Origin of the sequence: Streptomyces sp. MAR4 CNX-425 (assembly GCF_048656465.1) — a bacterium.
GTDB lineage: Bacteria > Actinomycetota > Actinomycetes > Streptomycetales > Streptomycetaceae > Streptomyces.
The window spans coordinates 229,346-245,548 of the sequence record NZ_JBMDLF010000010.1 but is presented as its reverse complement, the minus strand read 5'-3'; the positions used below and the strand labels follow the sequence as shown (position 1 = coordinate 245,548).

The window sequence follows — 16,203 nt, the reverse complement described above, 5'->3', positions numbered from 1 at the left end:
TCACCGGCCCCCCTTCGGCTTGGGCGGCTTGCACCCGGTGTCCGGCACGACGTCCGGCGCGTAGGTCTTGGGCACCAGGCCGCAGAGGTAGCTGTCGAACCACCGGCCGTTGCCGACGGTGTTGCCGAGGAGCCGGTAGTACGGACCGGCCGTGGCCAGCGCCTTGTCGAGGTTCTTCTCGTTGTCCAGGAGCACGTCGGTGACCCGGTCGAGGGCGTCGAGCGTCGGGCCGAGCTGCTTCTCGTTGTCCGCCACCAGCCCGTCGAGCTCCTTCGCCAGGTCGCGGGTACCGGTGAAGAGGGCGTGGATCGCGTCGCGCCGGGCGCGTACCTCGGCGAGCAGGTCGTTGCCGTCCTTCAGCAGCGTCTCGAACGTCTCGTTCTGGTTCTTCAGGGTCCTGGTGATCTCGTTGCTGCCGGAGAGCAGCCGGGCCAGCTCCGCGTCCCGGGAGGAGATGGTCTTCGACAGGTCCGCGAGTCCCGTGGCCGCCTTCCGCACGTTCGGCGGGGTGTCCTCGAACGTCTGCGAGAGCACCTGGAAGCTCTCCGACAGCGCCTCGGTGTCCAGCTCGTCGACGGTCGAGGACAGGTCCTGGAACGCCTGCGTGACGTCGTACGGCGCGGTGGTGCGGCGGAGCGGAATGGGCCGGCCGGCGTCCTGGCGGGCGTCGCCGAGGGGGTCGAGCGCCAGGTACTTCTCGCCGAGCAGCGTCTCGATGGCGATGGCGGCGGTGGAGCGGTCGCCGACCCAGGCGTCCCGTACGGTGAAGTCCACCGCGACCCGGTCCCCGTCGAGCCCGACGTCGTCCACCTCGCCCACCTTCACGCCCGCGATCCGCACCTCGTCGCCGGAGCGCAGCCCCGCCGACTCGGAGAAGTGCGCGGTGTAGGTGGTGCCGCCGCCGACGCCGGGCAGCGCGTCGGCGCGGTACGCCGCGAGCCCGAGCACGGCGAGGACCAGCAGCCCCACCAGCGCCACGGCGACGGGGTTGCGTTCGCGTACGGGCTTCAGCTGCGGGAGTCTCATCGCTCGCACCTCGGCTGGGTCACGGAGATCCCGGTCGGCGGCTCGCTGCCGTCGTACGTGCTCACGCCGGACACCTTCGCCTCGCAGAGGTAGAGGTTGAACCAGGACCCGTACGAGGACAGCCGCCCGAGCGTGGCCATCTTGACCGGCGTCCGTTCGAGGAAGTTCTCCACCATGGGCGCGTTGTCCGCCAGCCGCTCCGAGACTCGGCCGAGCTGGCGGATGTCCTCCTTCAGCGGGGCGCGGCCGTCGCGTACGAGGCCGGCGGTGCTGGTCGTCAGGTCGCCCATGGCGTCGACGGCGCGGAAGAGGGGCTTCCGGTCGTCGGCGAAGCCGGACACGAGGTCCTGGAGGGTGACCAGCAGGTCGTTGAAGTCCTGTTCGCGGGTGTTGACGGTCTCCACCACCTCGGTGAGGTTGTCGATGACCTCGCCGATCACCTTGTCCTTGGCGGCCAGGGTGGTGGTCAGCGAGCCGACCGTCTCGACGAGGCTGTCGACCGTGCCGCCCTGGCCCTGGAGGACCTGGACGATCTCGTTCGCGAGCTTGTTGGTGTCCTCCGGCGACAGCCCCTGGAAGAGCGGCTGGAAGCCGTTGAAGAGCTGGGTGAGGTCGAGCGCGGGCCGGGTGCGCTCCAGCGGGATGGTGTCGCCGGGCGTGAGGCTCCGGCCGACCGGGCCCTCGCCCTGCTCCAGGTCGATGTAGCGCTGGCCGACCATGTTGAGGTACTTGACCGAGGCGTTCACGGAGGCGGGCAGCTCGCGCCCCTCGCGTACGGTGAACTCCACCTGCGCGTACCGCCGTCCGCTCAGCTCGATGGACTCGACTTCGCCGACCTTCACGCCCGCGACCCGCACGCTGTCGCCCTCGACGAGGCCGGTGACGTCGGTGAACCGGGCCCGGTAGCCGTCGGTGGGGCCGACGCCGGTGTTGGCGATGGAGAAGGCGAGCGCGGTCGTGGCGAGCGCGGTGACGACGACGAAGACGAGGGACTTGACCAGCGGTCCGGCGAGGCTCTTCCTGTTCACTTCAGCTCCACCTCCGTCCCGCGGAAGACGGGCCCGGCGAGCACGCTGGACCAGTCGGGCAGGCCGGCCGCGGCGGTGGTGTCGCCGGCCGCGAGGAGTTCGTTGACGAGCTGGTTCTCCGCCTGCGAGTTGGGCAGCCCGAGGCCGTCGTCGTCGGTGGCGAGGGTCTTCGCGGACTGCGGCCGCCCGCCGCCCGCGGTCCCGCTCCGGGACGGCTGGCCGGTGTACGGGACGCCGTAGCAGTGCGGGCCGCCGCCGGCGTCGAAGCGCGGGGTGTCCCGGCCGGGGACGTACTTGCCGCGCTGCGGCACCACCTCGACCTCGACGTGCAGGCCGGGCTTGCCGGTGCCCTTGCCGAGGGCCTTGTCCATGACGGGCACGAAGTCCGCGAGGGTACGGAGCGTGCAGGGGAACGACGGCGCGTACTCGGCGAGCTTCTCCACCGTGGGGCGGCCGTGGGCGGACAGCCGGATGATGTTCTCCTCGTTCTGCCGCAGGAAGGTGTCGAGGTCCTGCGCGGTGACCGTCGTGGTGCCGTAGAGGATGCCGAGGTCCGCGCGCTTGGCGGCGAGGGTGCCGCTCGTCGTCGTGGCGTCCCGCAGGGCGTCGACCAGGTCGGGGGCGGCGTCCGCGTACAGGTGGCCGAACTCGACCAGCTCGCGGATGTCGCGGTTGAGCGTCGGCAGGTGCGGGTTGAGCTTCTTCAGGTGCGCGTCCAGTTCGACGAGGGTGTCGCCGAGCTTCTCGCCGCGGCCGTCGAGCGCGTCGGCCATCGCGGTGAGGGTGGCGGACAGCTTGTCCGGCTTGACGGCGGTGAGCAGCGGCAGGACGTTGTCGAGGACCTGCTCCAGCTCGATGGCGTTCTCGCTGAGGTCCTGCGGGATGACGCTGCCGGCTTCGAGCGGCTCCGGCGCCGGGCTCTCCGGCGGGACGAGGGCGACGTAGCGCTCGCCGAAGAGGGTGGTGGGCAGCATCCGGGCGGAGACGTCCGCCGGTATCCGGTCCAGCTCCCCGGGCTTGAGGGCGATCGTCAGCTTCGCGGTCCGCCCGCCGTCCTCGGCGGAGATCTCCCGCACCTCGCCGACGACGACGCCGCGCATCTTCACCTCGGCGTACGGGTGCATCTCGTTGCCGACGCTGCCGGTCTCGACCGTGACGGTGGCGGTGTCGGTGAACTCCTTGTGGTAGACGGCCACCGACAGCCACACCAGCAGGGCCAGCACCAGCAGGAACACCAGCCCCGCGAGCCGCCGTCCGGCCGTCTGCGCCACGCCGCTCATCCGGACACCTTCACCGTGGTCGTGGTGCCCCAGATCGCCAGGCTGAGGAAGAAGTCGGTGACGGCGATCAGCACGATCGCGGTACGCACCGAGCGCCCCACGGCGACGCCGACGCCGGCGGGGCCGCCGGTGGCGCGGAAGCCGTAGTAGCAGTGCGCGAGGATCACCATCACGCTGAAGATCAGCACTTTCAGGAACGACAGGAGCACGTCGGTCGGGGAGAGGAAGAGGTTGAAGTAGTGGTCGTACGTGCCGGCGGCCTGGTCGTTGTAGAAGACCGTCACGGCGCGGGACGCGAGGTAGGAGCTGAGCAGCCCGATCCCGTAGAGCGGGATGATGGCCACGACCCCGGCGAGGATGCGGGTGGTGACGAGGTACGGCATGGAGCGCACGCCCATGCCCTCCAGCGCGTCCACCTCCTCGTTGATCCGCATCGCGCCCAGCTGCGCGGTGAAGCCGGCGCCGACCGTGGCGGACAGCGCGAGGCCGGCGACGAGCGGGGCGATCTCGCGGGTGTTGAAGTACGCGGAGACGAAGCCGGTGAAGGCGGCGGTGCCGATCTGGTTGAGGGCGGCGTAGCCCTGGAGGCCGACGACCGTGCCGGTGAACAGGGTCATCGCGAACATCACGCCGATGGTGCCGCCGATGACGCCCAGGCCGCCGCTGCCGAAGGCGACCTCGGCGAGGAGCCGCTGCACCTCCTTGAGGTAGCGGCGGGCGGCGCGCGGCGCCCACAGCAGCGCGCGTACGTAGAAGATGAGCTGGTCGCCGGCCTGGTCGAGCCAGGACAGCGGGCGGTCCAGGAGCCGGCCGGGGGCGAGGCGCCGGGGGGCCGGCCCGGACTCCTCGGGGGCCGTGGCGTCCCGCTGTCGCTTCTGGTCCAGGGCCATCGCTCAGCCTCCCTTCGGGGGGACGACCTGCAGGTAGACCGACGTCAGGATGGTGTTGACGAAGAACAGCAGCAGGAAGGTGATGACGACGGACTGGTTGACCGCGTCGCCCACGCCCTTCGGGCCGCCGCGGGGGTTGAGGCCGCGGTAGGCGGCGACGATGCCGGCGATGAAGCCGAAGATCAGCGCCTTGATCTCGCTGATGTACAGGTCGGGGAGCTGCGCGAGGGCGGAGAAGCTGGAGAGGTACGCGCCGGGGGTGCCGCCCTGCATGATGACGTTGAAGAAGTAGCCGCCGAGCGTCCCGACGACCGACACCAGGCCGTTGAGCAGCACCGCCACGCCCATCGCGGCAAGCACCCGGGGCACCACGAGCCGCTGCACCGGCGAGACGCCCATGACCTCCATCGCGTCCAGCTCCTCGCGGATCTTCCGGGAGCCGAGGTCGGCGCAGATCGCGGAGCCGCCGGCGCCGGAGATCAGCAGCGCCACGATCAGCGGTGACGCCTGCTGGATGACGGCGAGGACGCTGGCGCCGCCGGTGAAGGACTGCGCGCCGAACTGCTGGGTGAGCGAGCCGACCTGGAGGGCGATGACGGCGCCGAAGGGGATCGACACCAGGGCGGCGGGCAGGATCGTGACGCTGGCGATGAACCAGAACTGCTCGACGAACTCGCGCAGCTGGAACGGCCGCTTGAAGGTCAGCCGGGCGACGGACAGCGCCAGCGCGAACAGCTTGCCCGTCTCGCGCAGCGCGCCGGCCCCGGGTACGGACCGGGCGGGGCGCGGCTCCTTCCGCTCGGCGGCGTCCGGCGTTTCGCCGGGCCCGGGCTCCGGGCCGGGGTCCGGGTCCGGTTCCGGCGGGGGCGGCGGGCCCGGCGGGGGCGGCGGCAGGACGGCGGTCACGGCCGCTCCTCCGGGATCGCCGGCATGGTCAGCGTCCGCGCCTCCGCGACCGACGACCCGATGCCCGCCACGATCGCGTTGCGCGCGGCGGTCGGCAGCTGCGCCAGCATGCCCAGCACCCGCTCCCGGTGCCGGTCCACCGCCTGCCGCGCGGGCATCCCGGGCGACGGTTCGAGCTGCGGCACGATCGCGCGCGGGCCGGCGCCGGGCGCCGCGCCGCCGAGGCCCTCGGCGGCCAGGGTCGCCGCGTCCTTCTCCTCGGACATGCCGATGGGGCCGAGCCGGCTGCCGCTGAGGAACTGCGACACCACGGGCTCCTCGCTGGTGAGCAGCACCTCGCGGGGCCCGAAGGTGACGAGGTTGCGGCGGAAGAGCATGCCGATGTTGTCGGGGACGGTGGAGGCGATGTCGATGTTGTGGGTGACGATCAGCATCGTCGCGTCGATCTGCGCGTTGACGTCGATGAGCAGCTGCGAGATGAACGCCGTACGCACCGGGTCCAGACCGGAGTCCGGCTCGTCGCACAGCACGATCTCCGGGTCGAGGACCAGCGCGCGCGCCAGGCCCGCCCGCTTGCGCATGCCGCCGGATATCTCGCCCGGGAGCTTGCCCTCGGCGCCGCCGAGGCCGACGAGGTCCATCCGCTCCATGACGATGCGGCGGATCTCGGACTCCTTCTTGCGGGTGTGCTCGCGCAGCGGGAACGCGACGTTGTCGAAGAGGCTCATGGAGCCGAACAGCGCGCCGTCCTGGAACATCAGCCCGAACTTCTTGCGCGCCTCGAAGACGTCCCGCTCGCGGTCGTTGACCATGTCGACGCCGTCGACCAGGACGTGCCCCTCCTCGGGCTTGAGCAGCCCGATGAGCGACTTGAGGAACACCGTCTTGCCGGTGCCGGACGGGCCCAGCATCACGCTGACCTCGCCGGCCGGCAGCGTCAGCGTGACGTCCCGCCAGATGTTCTGGCGGCCGAAGGACTTCGTCAGCCCGTCGACGACCACTTCGATTCCCATCACAGCCCCCTGGCGGGTGGGCGACGCCGGCCGTGTACACCCCGGCCGGTCCCGTCAACTCCGGTGCGGGCACAGCACAGCACAGCCCGCGGGCGCGGGCGCCGCTCACAGCCGACGACTGGCAACCGGTGACAAACCCGGGCGGCGGCCTTGTCTCCGAGTGAGCAAAGAGCGGCGGGCCGGGCCGGGTTGCCGCGCGACACGTGTTCTGCCGGGCACATGCGTGCATCACTCCATGAGGGGGTCCTGCAGCAGCCGGTGCGGCCTCTGCGCCTGTGAGATCCGCGCTGCGGCGGACACGACTTCTGCGGTGCGGCCTTACTGGGGGACGGGCTGCACGAGCACCTGCGGAGGGAGACGCTACGCACGGGTAACCGGGGAATCAATAGCCGTGGCAGGGAAAGTCACCGCCCCCTTACCGACGGGTATTTTCTTGTCGTCCGCTGAGCAATCCGCCGTGCTGTTTTATCACCTGGTGACAACCTCCCGACCGCCCGGCAGATGCTCACCCGGCGACACATCGGCGGGCCCTCGGTTCTCACTGCCTGATAAGTATTCCGACCATTCCCAGATCGCCTTACCGGGCACATTGCCAGCCTTATTACCGGCGCGTAGCATTCTCACGCCGACAGTCGGCAGAATCCCAACCCGGGCTCCCCCACACGATATTGAGGAGATTCTCGATGGCCAGACGGTTGACACTATCGAGAGGGCAGCGGAATCTGGGCCGCGGCGCCCTGGCGCTGCTCGCCGCGGCGGGCTTCACCGTCGCCACCACGGGCACCGCGAACGCCGCGCCCGTCCAGCTCAACTATCCGCTGTCCGGCACGACGCACCTCGCGGGCACCGACTCGGACCTCGAACTGGGCCCGGGCACCCTGGAGACCACCGTGGACCTGTCCACCGGTGCGCTCAGCGCCAACACCAACCTGCCCCCGTCCACCGGCTCGTTCAAGACGCTCGACTTCATCCCGGCGACGGCGACCACCGAGTTCATCGAGACCGAGCCCACCGCCGGCACCATCGACACCGCCACCGGCGAGGTCAACACGGTCTCGAAGCTGACGCTGCGGATCACCGAGCTGAAGGTGGCCGGCATACCCATCTGGGTGGGCAGCCGCTGCCAGACCGAGGTGCCCGCCGAGATAGCCCTCACCTCGGAGCCGGGATTCAACCCGTTCACGGGCGGCACGCTCAGCGGCGAGTACACGATCCCCGACTTCGAGCACTGCCTGCTCGCCACCCCCGTGATCAACGCGATCATCCCGGGTGAGGGGAACACCATCAGCCTCGACCTCGGCACCGCGGAGGCGCCGCCGGCGAGCTGACCCCGGCCACGACGGCTCGCCCGGTTTCCCTCCGCGGAGGGAAACCGGGCGAGTTTCGTGCTCAGTCGTGGGCGGGCAGTTCGGGGACGACCGGCGTACACGGCATCGTGCACAGCGGCGACTGGTTCAGCTCGACGTAGTTTCCGGGACCGGCGAGAGCCGCCGTGAAGATGGCGTCCAGGTCTTCACCGCCGGTGCCGCACCCGGTGAACGGGGGTACCGAAACCAGGCCCCTCAACGTGCCGCCGGGGAGAACCTCATATTCTGGAGCTATACCTTTGAGCACGACGTCGATTTGCCGGCTGGTGCGGCAGTTGTCGCCCACATCCAGCGGGACCCCGTTCACCTTCACATCGTAGATCCTGAGAGACTGGTAGAAGCCCGCCGTGGTCTCGTTGGGCTCGGTGGGCCGGACCTGCTCCGTGTTGATCGTCATCGGCCCGTTAGTGAATTCGACCTTCCCCGAGACCGGAACAAACCCGAAGGCCAGGAATGTCGACCCGGAGTCCGGAAGAGTGAACTCCGCGACACTGCGGGTTTGGTTATAACCGCCGTCACCCCAAATATACTGCTTGGTCAGCATGACGCGCACGCTGTCGAGCGTGGGTCCGTGCGGATCGTTGGCGATGAGCGCGCCGTTCAGCTTCTTGGAATTCACGATGCCGACCGAGGTCGTACACGTGTAGACACCCGGGAAATTGAAGATGTCCGAGCCCTCAGGGGGCTCGATCAGCCGGTCGGGATCCAGCTCCGCCGTAGGCGGCTGGTCCGGAGGGCACGGCTTCACATCGCCGGTCTCGGCGGGCTTGTCCCCAGGCGCCGTTTCCACGCCGGCGCCCGCGCCGCCGGGCTCGGTGCCCGTGGCACCCGGAGTGCCCTGCCCGGCGCCGCCGTTGTCGCCGCGGCCGTCCTCGCCGCCCGGTGTGCCGGACTCGTCCGGTCCGACGACCGTCGCCAGGGCGGCGTCCTGGCCCTCCGCGAGGGTGCAGGCGAGGGTGGTCGCGGCCGGGTCACCCGGGTCGGCCGGCGGGGATGCCGGATCGGCGGGCGGCGAGGCAGTGTCACCCTGTGCCGGCGGGTTGCCCTGCAACTCCAGGGTCAGCGGGCCGAGGCTGAAGACCACGTCCCCGGAGCCACCGGGTGTCGCCGACGACATCCCGCCGGAGAACGACACGGTGGCCGTACCGTCCGCCGCCACCTCGGCCTGCTCCCCGGTCGCTCCGGTCCACGGGTAGTCGGCGGACTCCGGCCCCTGGGCCACGCTCATCGCCACCGACGCCGACCCGGCGACGGTGGCGCCCTCCTCGGCCGGCAGCCCTTCCAGCAGCTCCCCGCCCAACGTGGCCGACATCGTGAGGTCGCCGGGCCGGATGGCCTCACCGGAGCGCACGGAGGCCGGGAAAGAACCCGTGAACTCGACCGTGGTGTCGACGGCTCCGCCGCCGGCCGGCTCGCACACGTAGGCGGCGGAGACCGAGACGGTCGCCTCCTGGGCCGCCGAACCGGAGGCCGGGAGCAGTCCTGCGACGAGCGCACCGAGTGCGATCACGGTGAGCCGCCCGGTACGTGGACTCATCGAACTCCTTCTGCCGTGGGCGCGTCAGTCCAGCGCGATGAACTGAGGCGGTGAGACGTCGTAGGTGCCGGTGAACGCGATGCGGTCGCCGTCGTTGATGATGCCGAGGCAGTTCGCGTCGTGGGCGGTGAGGTCGCCGTCCTCGATGACGAGTTGGTGCTTCTTCGTGTCGTAGTAACCGGTGAGCGTCCCCGGGTCGGTGGGGCCGTCGGGACCGGCGAACGTCGCCGTGCAGATGCCGCTCGTGTCCGAGACGTGCACGATGACCCCCGTGATCACCACCAGTACCCGGTCGGGGTTGTCGGGGTCGACGCCGATGACGATCAGGTCCCACGGCAGCGAGACCGAGGAGTTCATCTCGAACGAGACTCCGCCCACGGAGCAGTTCATGAACATCAGACTGTCGATGGTGCCGATGCCTGCACCGTCCAGACCCGACCCGCTCTTCAGCGTCCCGGAGACGTCCGAGTCGGTACACCGGAAGAGGTAGTTCGGCATGCCCCACTGCGTGTCACCGGAATGGGCCGTGAACGGCCCGCCCGGAGTGACCGTCCAGGTCGCCTGCGCGGTCGCCGAGGCAGAGCTGACGGTGAACCCCACGGCCGCCACAAGTGCCGCCGCTGCGACTGCGGTGCGTCTCGTGAGTCGTCGCACTGCGATTCCCTTCGTGAGCTGTTGGGTGGGAACGCCGTGGGCCCGGGCCGTCAGGCCGGGCGTCAGTCCATCGTGATGGTCTGCGCCGGCGAGACGTCGAAGGTGCCGGTGAACGCGGCGTGCTCACCGTTGTTGATGATGTTCAGGCAGTTCGCGTTGTACGCGGTGAGGTCTCCGTCCTGCACCACGAGCTGGCTGGTCGCGTTGTCGAAGTACCCGGTGACCGTGCCCTCGTCGGTGGCTCCGCCGGGACCGGCGAACGTCGCCGAGCAGAGGCCGGACGGGTCCGAGATGTTCGCGATGATCCCGGTGATCGACCCCAGTACCCGGTCGGGGTTGTTGGGGTCGACGCCGGTGACGTTCAGGTCCCAGGGCGTCGAGGACGTGTCGACGTTGAACATGATTCCGGCCACGGTGCAGTTCGTGAACGTCAGGCTGTCGATGGTGCCGATGCCTGCACCGTCCAGCCCCGACCCGCTCTGGAGATCCCCGGCGGCATCCGCGTCGGTGCAGCGGAGGACGGCGTTGGGCACCTCCAGCTGCGTGTCTCCGGAGTGGGCCGTGAACGGCCCGCCCGGAGAGACCGTCCAGGTCGCCTGCGCGGTCGCGGAGGCGGAGCTGACGGTGAAGCCGACGGCCGCCATGAGGGCTGTTGCTGCGACTGCGGCGCTTCTCGTGAGTGTTCGCACTGCGATTCCCCTCGTGAGTTGAAGTGACGGTTCTGCGCCACCACGGTGTCCGCTTCCCGGGGCGCGGACAACGCGCGGCAGATCGAAACCGTGGAGCGATCCGGGTCCGGCCTGCGGACTTCGGCGGATGCCCCGACCAGCGCCTTGCAGGTGGGTACGTTACGTACGGGTAACAAGGGAGCGCAATACTTCGGCCCGGGAATCGGGGAACTTTGTTACGGCCGGGTATTTTCTTGTCAGCCGTGCAGTATCCGGCCGCCGGAACTTGTCGCCGAGTGCGCAATCGCAAGCCGTTCCCCGGTAATGATCCACCGCACGGCAACGACGGATACCCTCCGAATCCCCCCGGGTCACCGCCGGTCTCCCCGGCCGGGCGTCTCCAGCCTGGTGACCGCGCCGGCGGCGTCCCAGCGCACGGCGACGGCCGGCAGGTCCGCCGTCCCCCGGACTCCCACGGCCTCGCCGGCGTCGTCGACGGCCGCGGCGCCGGCGGACCGGCCGCCCGGCCGGGTGTCCAGCTCCACCGCCGCCGCGGTGCCCGGTCAGTGGGCCGCGTACCCCCGCTCCTCCGCGACGTGTACGCAACCAACCGCGTGACCCGCCCCGTTGACGGCCCCGGCGGCGCTCTGCGCAGCGGCCATCGGCTCGCCGGTGGCCGGGCCGGGACGGGGCCGACGCGCCCGGCGGGTTCGGCATGCGGACCACAACCAGCCTGCCGACAAGTTCCTCACGCGGAGCAGGTTACGTACGGGCGATAAGTACGCACAATGCCAAGGACCGCGAAACGGCGAACGTCCCACCGCGGCGCGCTTTCTTGTCAGTTGCGCAGCATTCCGCCACCGGGGTTTGTCGCCGAGTGCGCAAGCCCGGCCGTTCCGCTCCCGTGCCGCCGCGCCGCCACGCATGCTTGGCGGCGGAGCCACGCCGACCGGGCTCCGCCGCCGGGGTGGAGGAGTCATGCAGATGCCGGACGCCGGACCCGCCGCCGGGCTCGGCGAGCCGCCGGAGCCGCTGCCGCAGGAGTTCGCCGCGGTGATGCGCCCGGAACTGCCCAGCCTGGTGGAGGAAATAGCGCAGGAGATCAGCAGGGCCATTCCGGAATACGACCAGTTGCTCGGCGGGCCGTACGGGGAGGTGTTGCAGCAGAGCGTCGAGCAGAATCTCTCCGCATTCGTGGAGCAGGTGGCGAATCCGGAATCCCCGGCGGGCCGTCAGGACGACCTGTGCCGGCGGCTGGGCAGGTTCGAGGCGTACGAGGGCCGCAGCTTCCAGTACCTGCGCTCGGCGCTGCGCATCGGCGCCCGCGTGGCGCTGCGCCGGGCCAAGACGGTGGGCGCCCGCTACAACATGTCCCCCACCCTGATGGCGATGTTCGCCGACGCCGTCTTCGCGTACGTCGACTCCACCGAGGAGCTGTGCCGCGAGGGCTATCTGGAGGCGCAGTCGGGGCCGGAGGACGCCGGGGCGCGCCGGCGGCGGCTGCTGCGGCTGCTGCTCGCCGGCGGCGCGACGCCCCTCACCCACCCCGCGATCACCGGACTCGCCGAGGGGGCCGGCTGGCCGCTGCCGGAGACGGCGACGCCCGTCGCGCTGGCGGCGGGGAGCCTCCCCGACGCCGGGGCGTTCCCGGACGACGTGCTCACCGAACTCGCCGACCCGCAGCCGCACCTGCTCCTGCCCGGGCCCCTGACCGGCGAGCGCCGCGCCGGCCTGGTCGCGGCGCTGGCCGGCGGCCGGGCCGCGATCGGCGTGACCGTGCCGCTCGCCGGGGCCGCGGACTCGCTGCGCTGGGCGCGGCAGGCGCTCGCGCACGCGGAGGCCGGGCTGATCCGGGACGAGCCGGTGTTCGCCTGCGCCGACCACCTGGTGACGCTGTGGCTGATGGCCGACCCGGCGCTCGCCGAGGAGCTGGCGCGCCGGCGGCTGGCGCCGCTCGCCGGGCACACGCCGGTGCGAAGGGACCGGCTGGTCGACACGTTGCGGGTCTGGCTGACGACCCGCGGCACGGCGGCGCGGATGGCGCGGCTGCTGCACGTGCACCCGCAGACCGTGCGCTACCGGCTGCGCAGCCTGCACCGGCTCTTCGGCGCGCGGCTGGACGACCACGACGAGCGGTTCGCGGTGGAGGTGGCGGTACGGACGCTCCACCTGCGGCGGCGCGGCGACGGCCCGTGAACGTTCGCGGGGAACTATCACCGTCGTACAAAAGATGCGTACAAGCGCTTGCCCGGTGAGTAGTCCCGCGTCCACTCTGTGTGGGCTACAACGTTATCCGGGTACACCGCGGTCTCCGGTGCGCTGCCGGCCGGGCGCCCGCGGTTCTTCATCGAAACAGTGAGCTGCCGGCACCTCCGCGCGGCAGGGCACCCGGCTTGTCCACCCCCCACCGGGCCGGTGTCCGCATGCCCGCCGCCGCCGGCGGCGTGAGGGGTAGACGTATGCCGTCCGACGTGCAGGCGATCGCACTGGCCGAGCCGCCCGAGCCGCTGCCGCGGGAGCTGGCCGGCCTGATCCGGCCCGAGTTACCGAGCCTCTACCGGGAGATCGTCGCGGCGATCCGCCGCGCGGTGCCCGAGTACGGGCTCCAGCAGGGGGACGCGTACGAACGGGCCATCCGGCTGGGCGTGCGGCAGTCGCTCGACACGTTCACCGACCGGGTCGCGACGACGCGCAAGCGCGCCGTCCCCCTCGCCGAGGTGCACCGAAGACTCGGCCGGTACGAGGCGCAGGAGGGCCGCAGCCTCGACGCCCTGCAGTCGGCGTACCGCATCGGAGGCCGGGTCGCGTGGCGCCGCGCGATGGCCGTGGGCGAGCGGCACCACCTCGCCTCGCACGTCATGAACGCCTTCGCCGACGCGCTCTTCGCCTACATCGACGAGCTGTCGGAGCTGGCCCGGCAGGGCTACCTGGAGGCGGAGGCCGACTCGGCGGAGCGGCTGGAGAGCCTGCGCCGGCGGCTGCTGCGCACGCTGGTCGCCGAGCCGCCGGTGCCGCGCCCCACGGTCGAGGACATCGCCGCGCAGGCCCGCTGGCGGCTGCCGGACGAGGTGACGCCGGCCGCGCTCATGCCGGCGGAGAAGTTCCCGTCGCTGACCGCGCTCCCCGACGACGTCCTCGCCGACACCGCGGGCCCGCACCCGTACCTGCTGATCCCCGGCCCGTTCGACGAGGAGCGCCGCGAGGCGCTGGACGTGGCGCTGGGCCGGACGGCCGTGGCCGTCGGCCTCACCGTCCCGCTGCACCGGACCGCGGACTCGCTGCGCTGGGCGCGGCAGGCGCTCGGCATGGTCGAGTCGGGCGCGATCCGCACGCCTTCGCCGGTACGGGTCGAGGAGCACCTGCTCACGCTGTGGCTGCTGACGGACCCCGCGCTGGTCGAGCAGATGGCCGGCCGCCAGCTGGAGCCGCTGGCCACCGTGACCGCGGGCCGGCGCGAGCGGCTGGTGGAGACGCTGCGGGTGTGGCTGACGACGCGGGGCACGGCGGGGCGTATCGCCGAGCAGCTGCACGTCCACCCGCAGACCGTGCGGTACCGGATGCGCACCCTTGGCCAGCACTTCGGCTCGCAGCTGTCCGAGCCGGACCGCCGCTTCGCCCTGGAGGCGACGCTGCGCGCGCTCCGCCTGCGCGACCAGGCGGACCTGCCGTCGGCGGGCCCGCTCACCGGCCGGGGCAAACCGCCGGGTTGAGGACGGGGCGGGCCGGGGCAGCGGCCCGCCGGTGCCCTCGGCGCGCGCTCAGTCGGCGCTGGGGATGTCGAACAGCGTGGTCAGTTTGAGGGCGAGCGCCACGTCGCCGGTGACCTTCAACTTCCGCTTCATGAACAGCTTGACGGGCCCGGCGTTCCCGGACGTGACCCGCAGGAACTCCTCGTCGCCCATCTCCAGCGTCACCCGCGGCCGTCCGCTGCCCCGCCCCTCGCGGACCGAGCAGGCGCCGCCGGCGACGGTGACCTCGTACACCACCTCGCTGACGCCGGTGATCTGCCACCGGATCACGGCGTCCAGCGTGCCCGCCTTCTCCGGCTGGAACTGCTGCGCCATCCGCCCGAAGACCTCCCCGACGACCCGCGCGCGGAGCGCCTCGTCCCGGGCCATCTCCTCGATCTCCTTCGAGGAGAGCCCCTGGACGATGCGGGCGTACTCCTCGGGGGACACCGCGGCGAGGTCCAGTCCCGCCAGTCCCGACGTGTCGTCGGCCATCTGCACACCCCTCGTTCTTACCGATGAGTAAACTTACTGGTGCGTTAAATATAGGAGGCGGCAGATAGGCTCGCAAGTGTGACCGAGAAGCGCAGGCAGCGGCTCCCCCGCCGGGTGCGGGAGCAGCAGATCATCGACGTGGCGGTACGGGTCTTCTCCAAACGCGGCTACCACGCGGCCTCCGTGGACGAGATCGCCGAGCTGGCCGGGATCTCCAAGCCGATGGTCTACCTCTATCTGGAGTCCAAGGAAGGGCTGTTCGTCGCCTGCCTGCGGCGCGAGGCGGAGCGGCTGGTGGCCGCCTTCCAGGCGGCGGCCGAGGAGGTGGGCACGCCGGAGCTGCGGCTGCGGGCGGGGCTGCGGGCGTTCTTCTCCTTCGTCTCCGAGCACCGCGACGGGTGGGTCGTGCTGCACCGGCACGCCGCCGAGCTGAGCGAGGCGATCGCCGCGGAGTCGGCGGCGGCGCGGCGGGCGGTGATGGCGGAGGTGACCGCGCTGGTACGGGCCGGGATCGAGGAGAACGACGGACCGGCCCGGCTGGGGGACGAGGACGCCGAGTTCGTCGCGCACACCATCGTGGGCGCGGCGGACGCGCTGACGGACTGGATGGCCGACCACCCCGCGGAGTCGCCGGAGGGCATGACGCGCCGGCTGATGAACATGATCTGGGTGGGCATGCGCAACGTACTCGACGGCGAAACGTGGACCCCGCCGCCAGCCCCGCCGGGGCCGTCAGCCGCCGAGGGGTGAGACCGCGCCGCGCAGGTGCTCGCGGGTGCCGTCCGCGGCGCGTACGTCGAACGCCCAGCCCGCGCCCGCGTGTTCCGCACGCTCCGCGCGGAAGCGGACCGTCGCCGGCAGCAGCACCGGCGCGCGGAACGCCACCTCCGCCGCGTACGCCCCGGGCAGGTCGGCCGCCAGCGCCGCCAGGCAGCGCGCCTTGGTCCACATGCCGTGCGCGATCGCGCGCCGGAAGCCGAACGGCCGGGCCGCCAGCGGGTGCAGGTGGATGGGGTTGCGGTCGCCGGAGGAGGCGGCGTACGAGCGGCCCAGCGAGCCCGGCAGCGGCCAGTTCTCCTGCCGCGACGGCACCGTGAGGTCCGGCGCCTCCTGCTGCGCCCCAGCCTCGCCCGTGCCGGGCCCGCGGCTCAGGTACGTGCTCGCCGACCGCCACACCGTCTCCCCGCCCGCCCGCGCCTGCGCGGTGACCGTGAACGCCGTGCCCCTGGGGTGCGGTTCCGCCGGGCCCGTCGCCACGACGTACGTCAGCCGCTCGCCGGCGTCGACCGGGCGCAGCCGCTCGACGCGGTTGGCGACGTGGACGAGGCCGAGCAGCGGGAAGGGGAAGTCGCGGGCGGCCATGAGGGACATGGCGAGCGGGAAGGCCACCACGTGCGGGTACGTGGCCGGCAGCCGGCCGTCGTCGGGGAAGCCGCAGACGGCGGCGTAGCGGCGCAGCCGGGCGGGGTCGGGGCGTACGGCGGGCAGGACGAGGCGGCGTTCGGGGACGGCGGGCCGGGGGACGGCGGGCCGCCCCCGCCGCTTCGGCACCGCCGCCCGCGCGTACAGCGGCAGCAGCCGCGGCGCCCTGCTCAGCTCCCGGGTCTCCAT

At 71.8% G+C, this 16,203-nt stretch carries 16 protein-coding genes; 4 read left to right on the top strand and 12 right to left on the bottom strand.

Features of this window, described 5'->3' with window-relative positions:
• From ACHZ99_RS26230 to ACHZ99_RS26205, 6 genes are read right to left on the bottom strand one after another with little or no spacing between them, the layout of a single operon-like run.
• A complete protein-coding gene (locus ACHZ99_RS26230) occupies positions 1 to 1,026 on the bottom strand; it encodes an MCE family protein (protein WP_420307216.1) in 1,026 nt (341 codons plus the stop codon).
• Entirely contained in the window at positions 1,023 to 2,054 is a 1,032-nt protein-coding gene (locus tag ACHZ99_RS26225) for an MCE family protein (protein ID WP_420307215.1), read from the bottom strand. Before ACHZ99_RS26225 ends, ACHZ99_RS26230 begins: the two co-directional genes overlap by 4 nt.
• Entirely contained in the window at positions 2,051 to 3,334 is a 1,284-nt protein-coding gene (locus tag ACHZ99_RS26220; RefSeq protein ID WP_420307214.1) for an MCE family protein, read from the bottom strand. The genes ACHZ99_RS26225 and ACHZ99_RS26220 overlap by 4 nt, the downstream gene beginning before the upstream one ends.
• Entirely contained in the window at positions 3,331 to 4,224 is an 894-nt protein-coding gene (locus tag ACHZ99_RS26215) for an MlaE family ABC transporter permease (RefSeq protein WP_420307213.1), read from the bottom strand. The genes ACHZ99_RS26220 and ACHZ99_RS26215 overlap by 4 nt, the downstream gene beginning before the upstream one ends.
• Positions 4,225 to 4,227: 3 nt before the next feature.
• Positions 4,228 to 5,130, bottom strand: a complete 903-nt coding sequence (locus ACHZ99_RS26210) for an MlaE family ABC transporter permease (protein WP_420307212.1) — start codon at positions 5,128 to 5,130, stop codon at positions 4,228 to 4,230.
• Positions 5,127 to 6,143: an ABC transporter ATP-binding protein gene (locus ACHZ99_RS26205; protein ID WP_420307210.1), complete on the bottom strand. Its 1,017-nt coding sequence runs from the start codon at positions 6,141 to 6,143 to the stop codon at positions 5,127 to 5,129. Before ACHZ99_RS26205 ends, ACHZ99_RS26210 begins: the two co-directional genes overlap by 4 nt.
• Positions 6,144 to 6,826: 683 nt before the next feature.
• Here ACHZ99_RS26205 and ACHZ99_RS26200 point away from each other — a divergent pair.
• Positions 6,827 to 7,471, top strand: a complete 645-nt coding sequence (locus ACHZ99_RS26200) for a hypothetical protein (RefSeq protein ID WP_420307209.1) — start codon at positions 6,827 to 6,829, stop codon at positions 7,469 to 7,471.
• A gap of 61 nt (positions 7,472 to 7,532) precedes the next feature.
• Here the strand turns inward: ACHZ99_RS26200 and ACHZ99_RS26195 are convergent, their stop codons facing one another.
• The 4 genes from ACHZ99_RS26195 to ACHZ99_RS26180 all read right to left on the bottom strand — a co-directional run bounded on the left by ACHZ99_RS26195 (position 7,533) and on the right by ACHZ99_RS26180 (position 10,914).
• A complete protein-coding gene (locus tag ACHZ99_RS26195; RefSeq protein WP_420307208.1) occupies positions 7,533 to 8,930 on the bottom strand; it encodes a DUF6801 domain-containing protein in 1,398 nt (465 codons plus the stop codon).
• A 141-nt stretch (positions 8,931 to 9,071) separates the two neighbouring features.
• The gene (locus ACHZ99_RS26190; RefSeq protein WP_420307207.1) at positions 9,072 to 9,545 is read right to left on the bottom strand and encodes a hypothetical protein; all 474 of its coding nucleotides are present in this window, start codon (positions 9,543 to 9,545) and stop codon (positions 9,072 to 9,074) included.
• Positions 9,546 to 9,763: 218 nt separating this feature from the next.
• Positions 9,764 to 10,345 carry a hypothetical protein gene (locus ACHZ99_RS26185; protein ID WP_420307206.1) on the bottom strand — a complete coding sequence of 194 codons (582 nt, stop codon included), beginning with the start codon at positions 10,343 to 10,345 and terminating at the stop codon, positions 9,764 to 9,766.
• Positions 10,346 to 10,740: 395 nt separating this feature from the next.
• Positions 10,741 to 10,914, bottom strand: coding sequence for a hypothetical protein (locus ACHZ99_RS26180; RefSeq protein WP_420307205.1), 174 nt, complete (start codon positions 10,912 to 10,914; stop codon positions 10,741 to 10,743).
• 439 nt (positions 10,915 to 11,353) lie between these two features.
• On the opposite strand from ACHZ99_RS26180, the gene ACHZ99_RS26175 reads away from it, so the two are divergent.
• Together ACHZ99_RS26175 and ACHZ99_RS26170 are read left to right on the top strand one after the other, a co-directional pair.
• Positions 11,354 to 12,565 carry a helix-turn-helix domain-containing protein gene (locus tag ACHZ99_RS26175; protein ID WP_420307313.1) on the top strand — a complete coding sequence of 404 codons (1,212 nt, stop codon included), beginning with the start codon at positions 11,354 to 11,356 and terminating at the stop codon, positions 12,563 to 12,565.
• 263 nt (positions 12,566 to 12,828) lie between these two features.
• Positions 12,829 to 14,079 carry a helix-turn-helix domain-containing protein gene (locus tag ACHZ99_RS26170; RefSeq protein ID WP_420307204.1) on the top strand — a complete coding sequence of 417 codons (1,251 nt, stop codon included), beginning with the start codon at positions 12,829 to 12,831 and terminating at the stop codon, positions 14,077 to 14,079.
• A gap of 48 nt (positions 14,080 to 14,127) precedes the next feature.
• Here ACHZ99_RS26170 and ACHZ99_RS26165 read toward each other — a convergent pair whose 3' ends face one another.
• Positions 14,128 to 14,592, bottom strand: coding sequence for an SCP2 sterol-binding domain-containing protein (locus ACHZ99_RS26165; protein WP_420307203.1), 465 nt, complete (start codon positions 14,590 to 14,592; stop codon positions 14,128 to 14,130).
• A 78-nt stretch (positions 14,593 to 14,670) separates the two neighbouring features.
• Between ACHZ99_RS26165 and ACHZ99_RS26160 the strand changes: the two genes are divergently transcribed.
• Positions 14,671 to 15,342, top strand: a complete 672-nt coding sequence (locus ACHZ99_RS26160) for a TetR/AcrR family transcriptional regulator (protein ID WP_420307202.1) — start codon at positions 14,671 to 14,673, stop codon at positions 15,340 to 15,342.
• Here the strand turns inward: ACHZ99_RS26160 and ACHZ99_RS26155 are convergent.
• Entirely contained in the window at positions 15,325 to 16,203 is an 879-nt protein-coding gene (locus ACHZ99_RS26155; RefSeq protein ID WP_420307201.1) for a MaoC family dehydratase, read from the bottom strand. The two genes, ACHZ99_RS26160 and ACHZ99_RS26155, sit on opposite strands and share 18 nt — an antisense overlap.

Coding starts and splice junctions, on each gene's coding strand:
- ACHZ99_RS26165 (WP_420307203.1), bottom strand. CDS start 14,592: ATGGCCGACGACACGTCGGGACTGGCGGGACTGGACCTCGCCGCGGTG.
- ACHZ99_RS26200 (WP_420307209.1), top strand. CDS start 6,827: ATGGCCAGACGGTTGACACTATCGAGAGGGCAGCGGAATCTGGGCCGC.
- ACHZ99_RS26175 (WP_420307313.1), top strand. CDS start 11,354: ATGCCGGACGCCGGACCCGCCGCCGGGCTCGGCGAGCCGCCGGAGCCG.
- ACHZ99_RS26170 (WP_420307204.1), top strand. CDS start 12,829: ATGCCGTCCGACGTGCAGGCGATCGCACTGGCCGAGCCGCCCGAGCCG.
- ACHZ99_RS26230 (WP_420307216.1), bottom strand. CDS start 1,026: ATGAGACTCCCGCAGCTGAAGCCCGTACGCGAACGCAACCCCGTCGCC.
- ACHZ99_RS26215 (WP_420307213.1), bottom strand. CDS start 4,224: ATGGCCCTGGACCAGAAGCGACAGCGGGACGCCACGGCCCCCGAGGAG.
- ACHZ99_RS26155 (WP_420307201.1), bottom strand. CDS start 16,203: ATGGAGACCCGGGAGCTGAGCAGGGCGCCGCGGCTGCTGCCGCTGTAC.
- ACHZ99_RS26190 (WP_420307207.1), bottom strand. CDS start 9,545: ATGCCGAACTACCTCTTCCGGTGTACCGACTCGGACGTCTCCGGGACG.
- ACHZ99_RS26185 (WP_420307206.1), bottom strand. CDS start 10,345: ATGGCGGCCGTCGGCTTCACCGTCAGCTCCGCCTCCGCGACCGCGCAG.
- ACHZ99_RS26205 (WP_420307210.1), bottom strand. CDS start 6,143: ATGGGAATCGAAGTGGTCGTCGACGGGCTGACGAAGTCCTTCGGCCGC.
- ACHZ99_RS26220 (WP_420307214.1), bottom strand. CDS start 3,334: ATGAGCGGCGTGGCGCAGACGGCCGGACGGCGGCTCGCGGGGCTGGTG.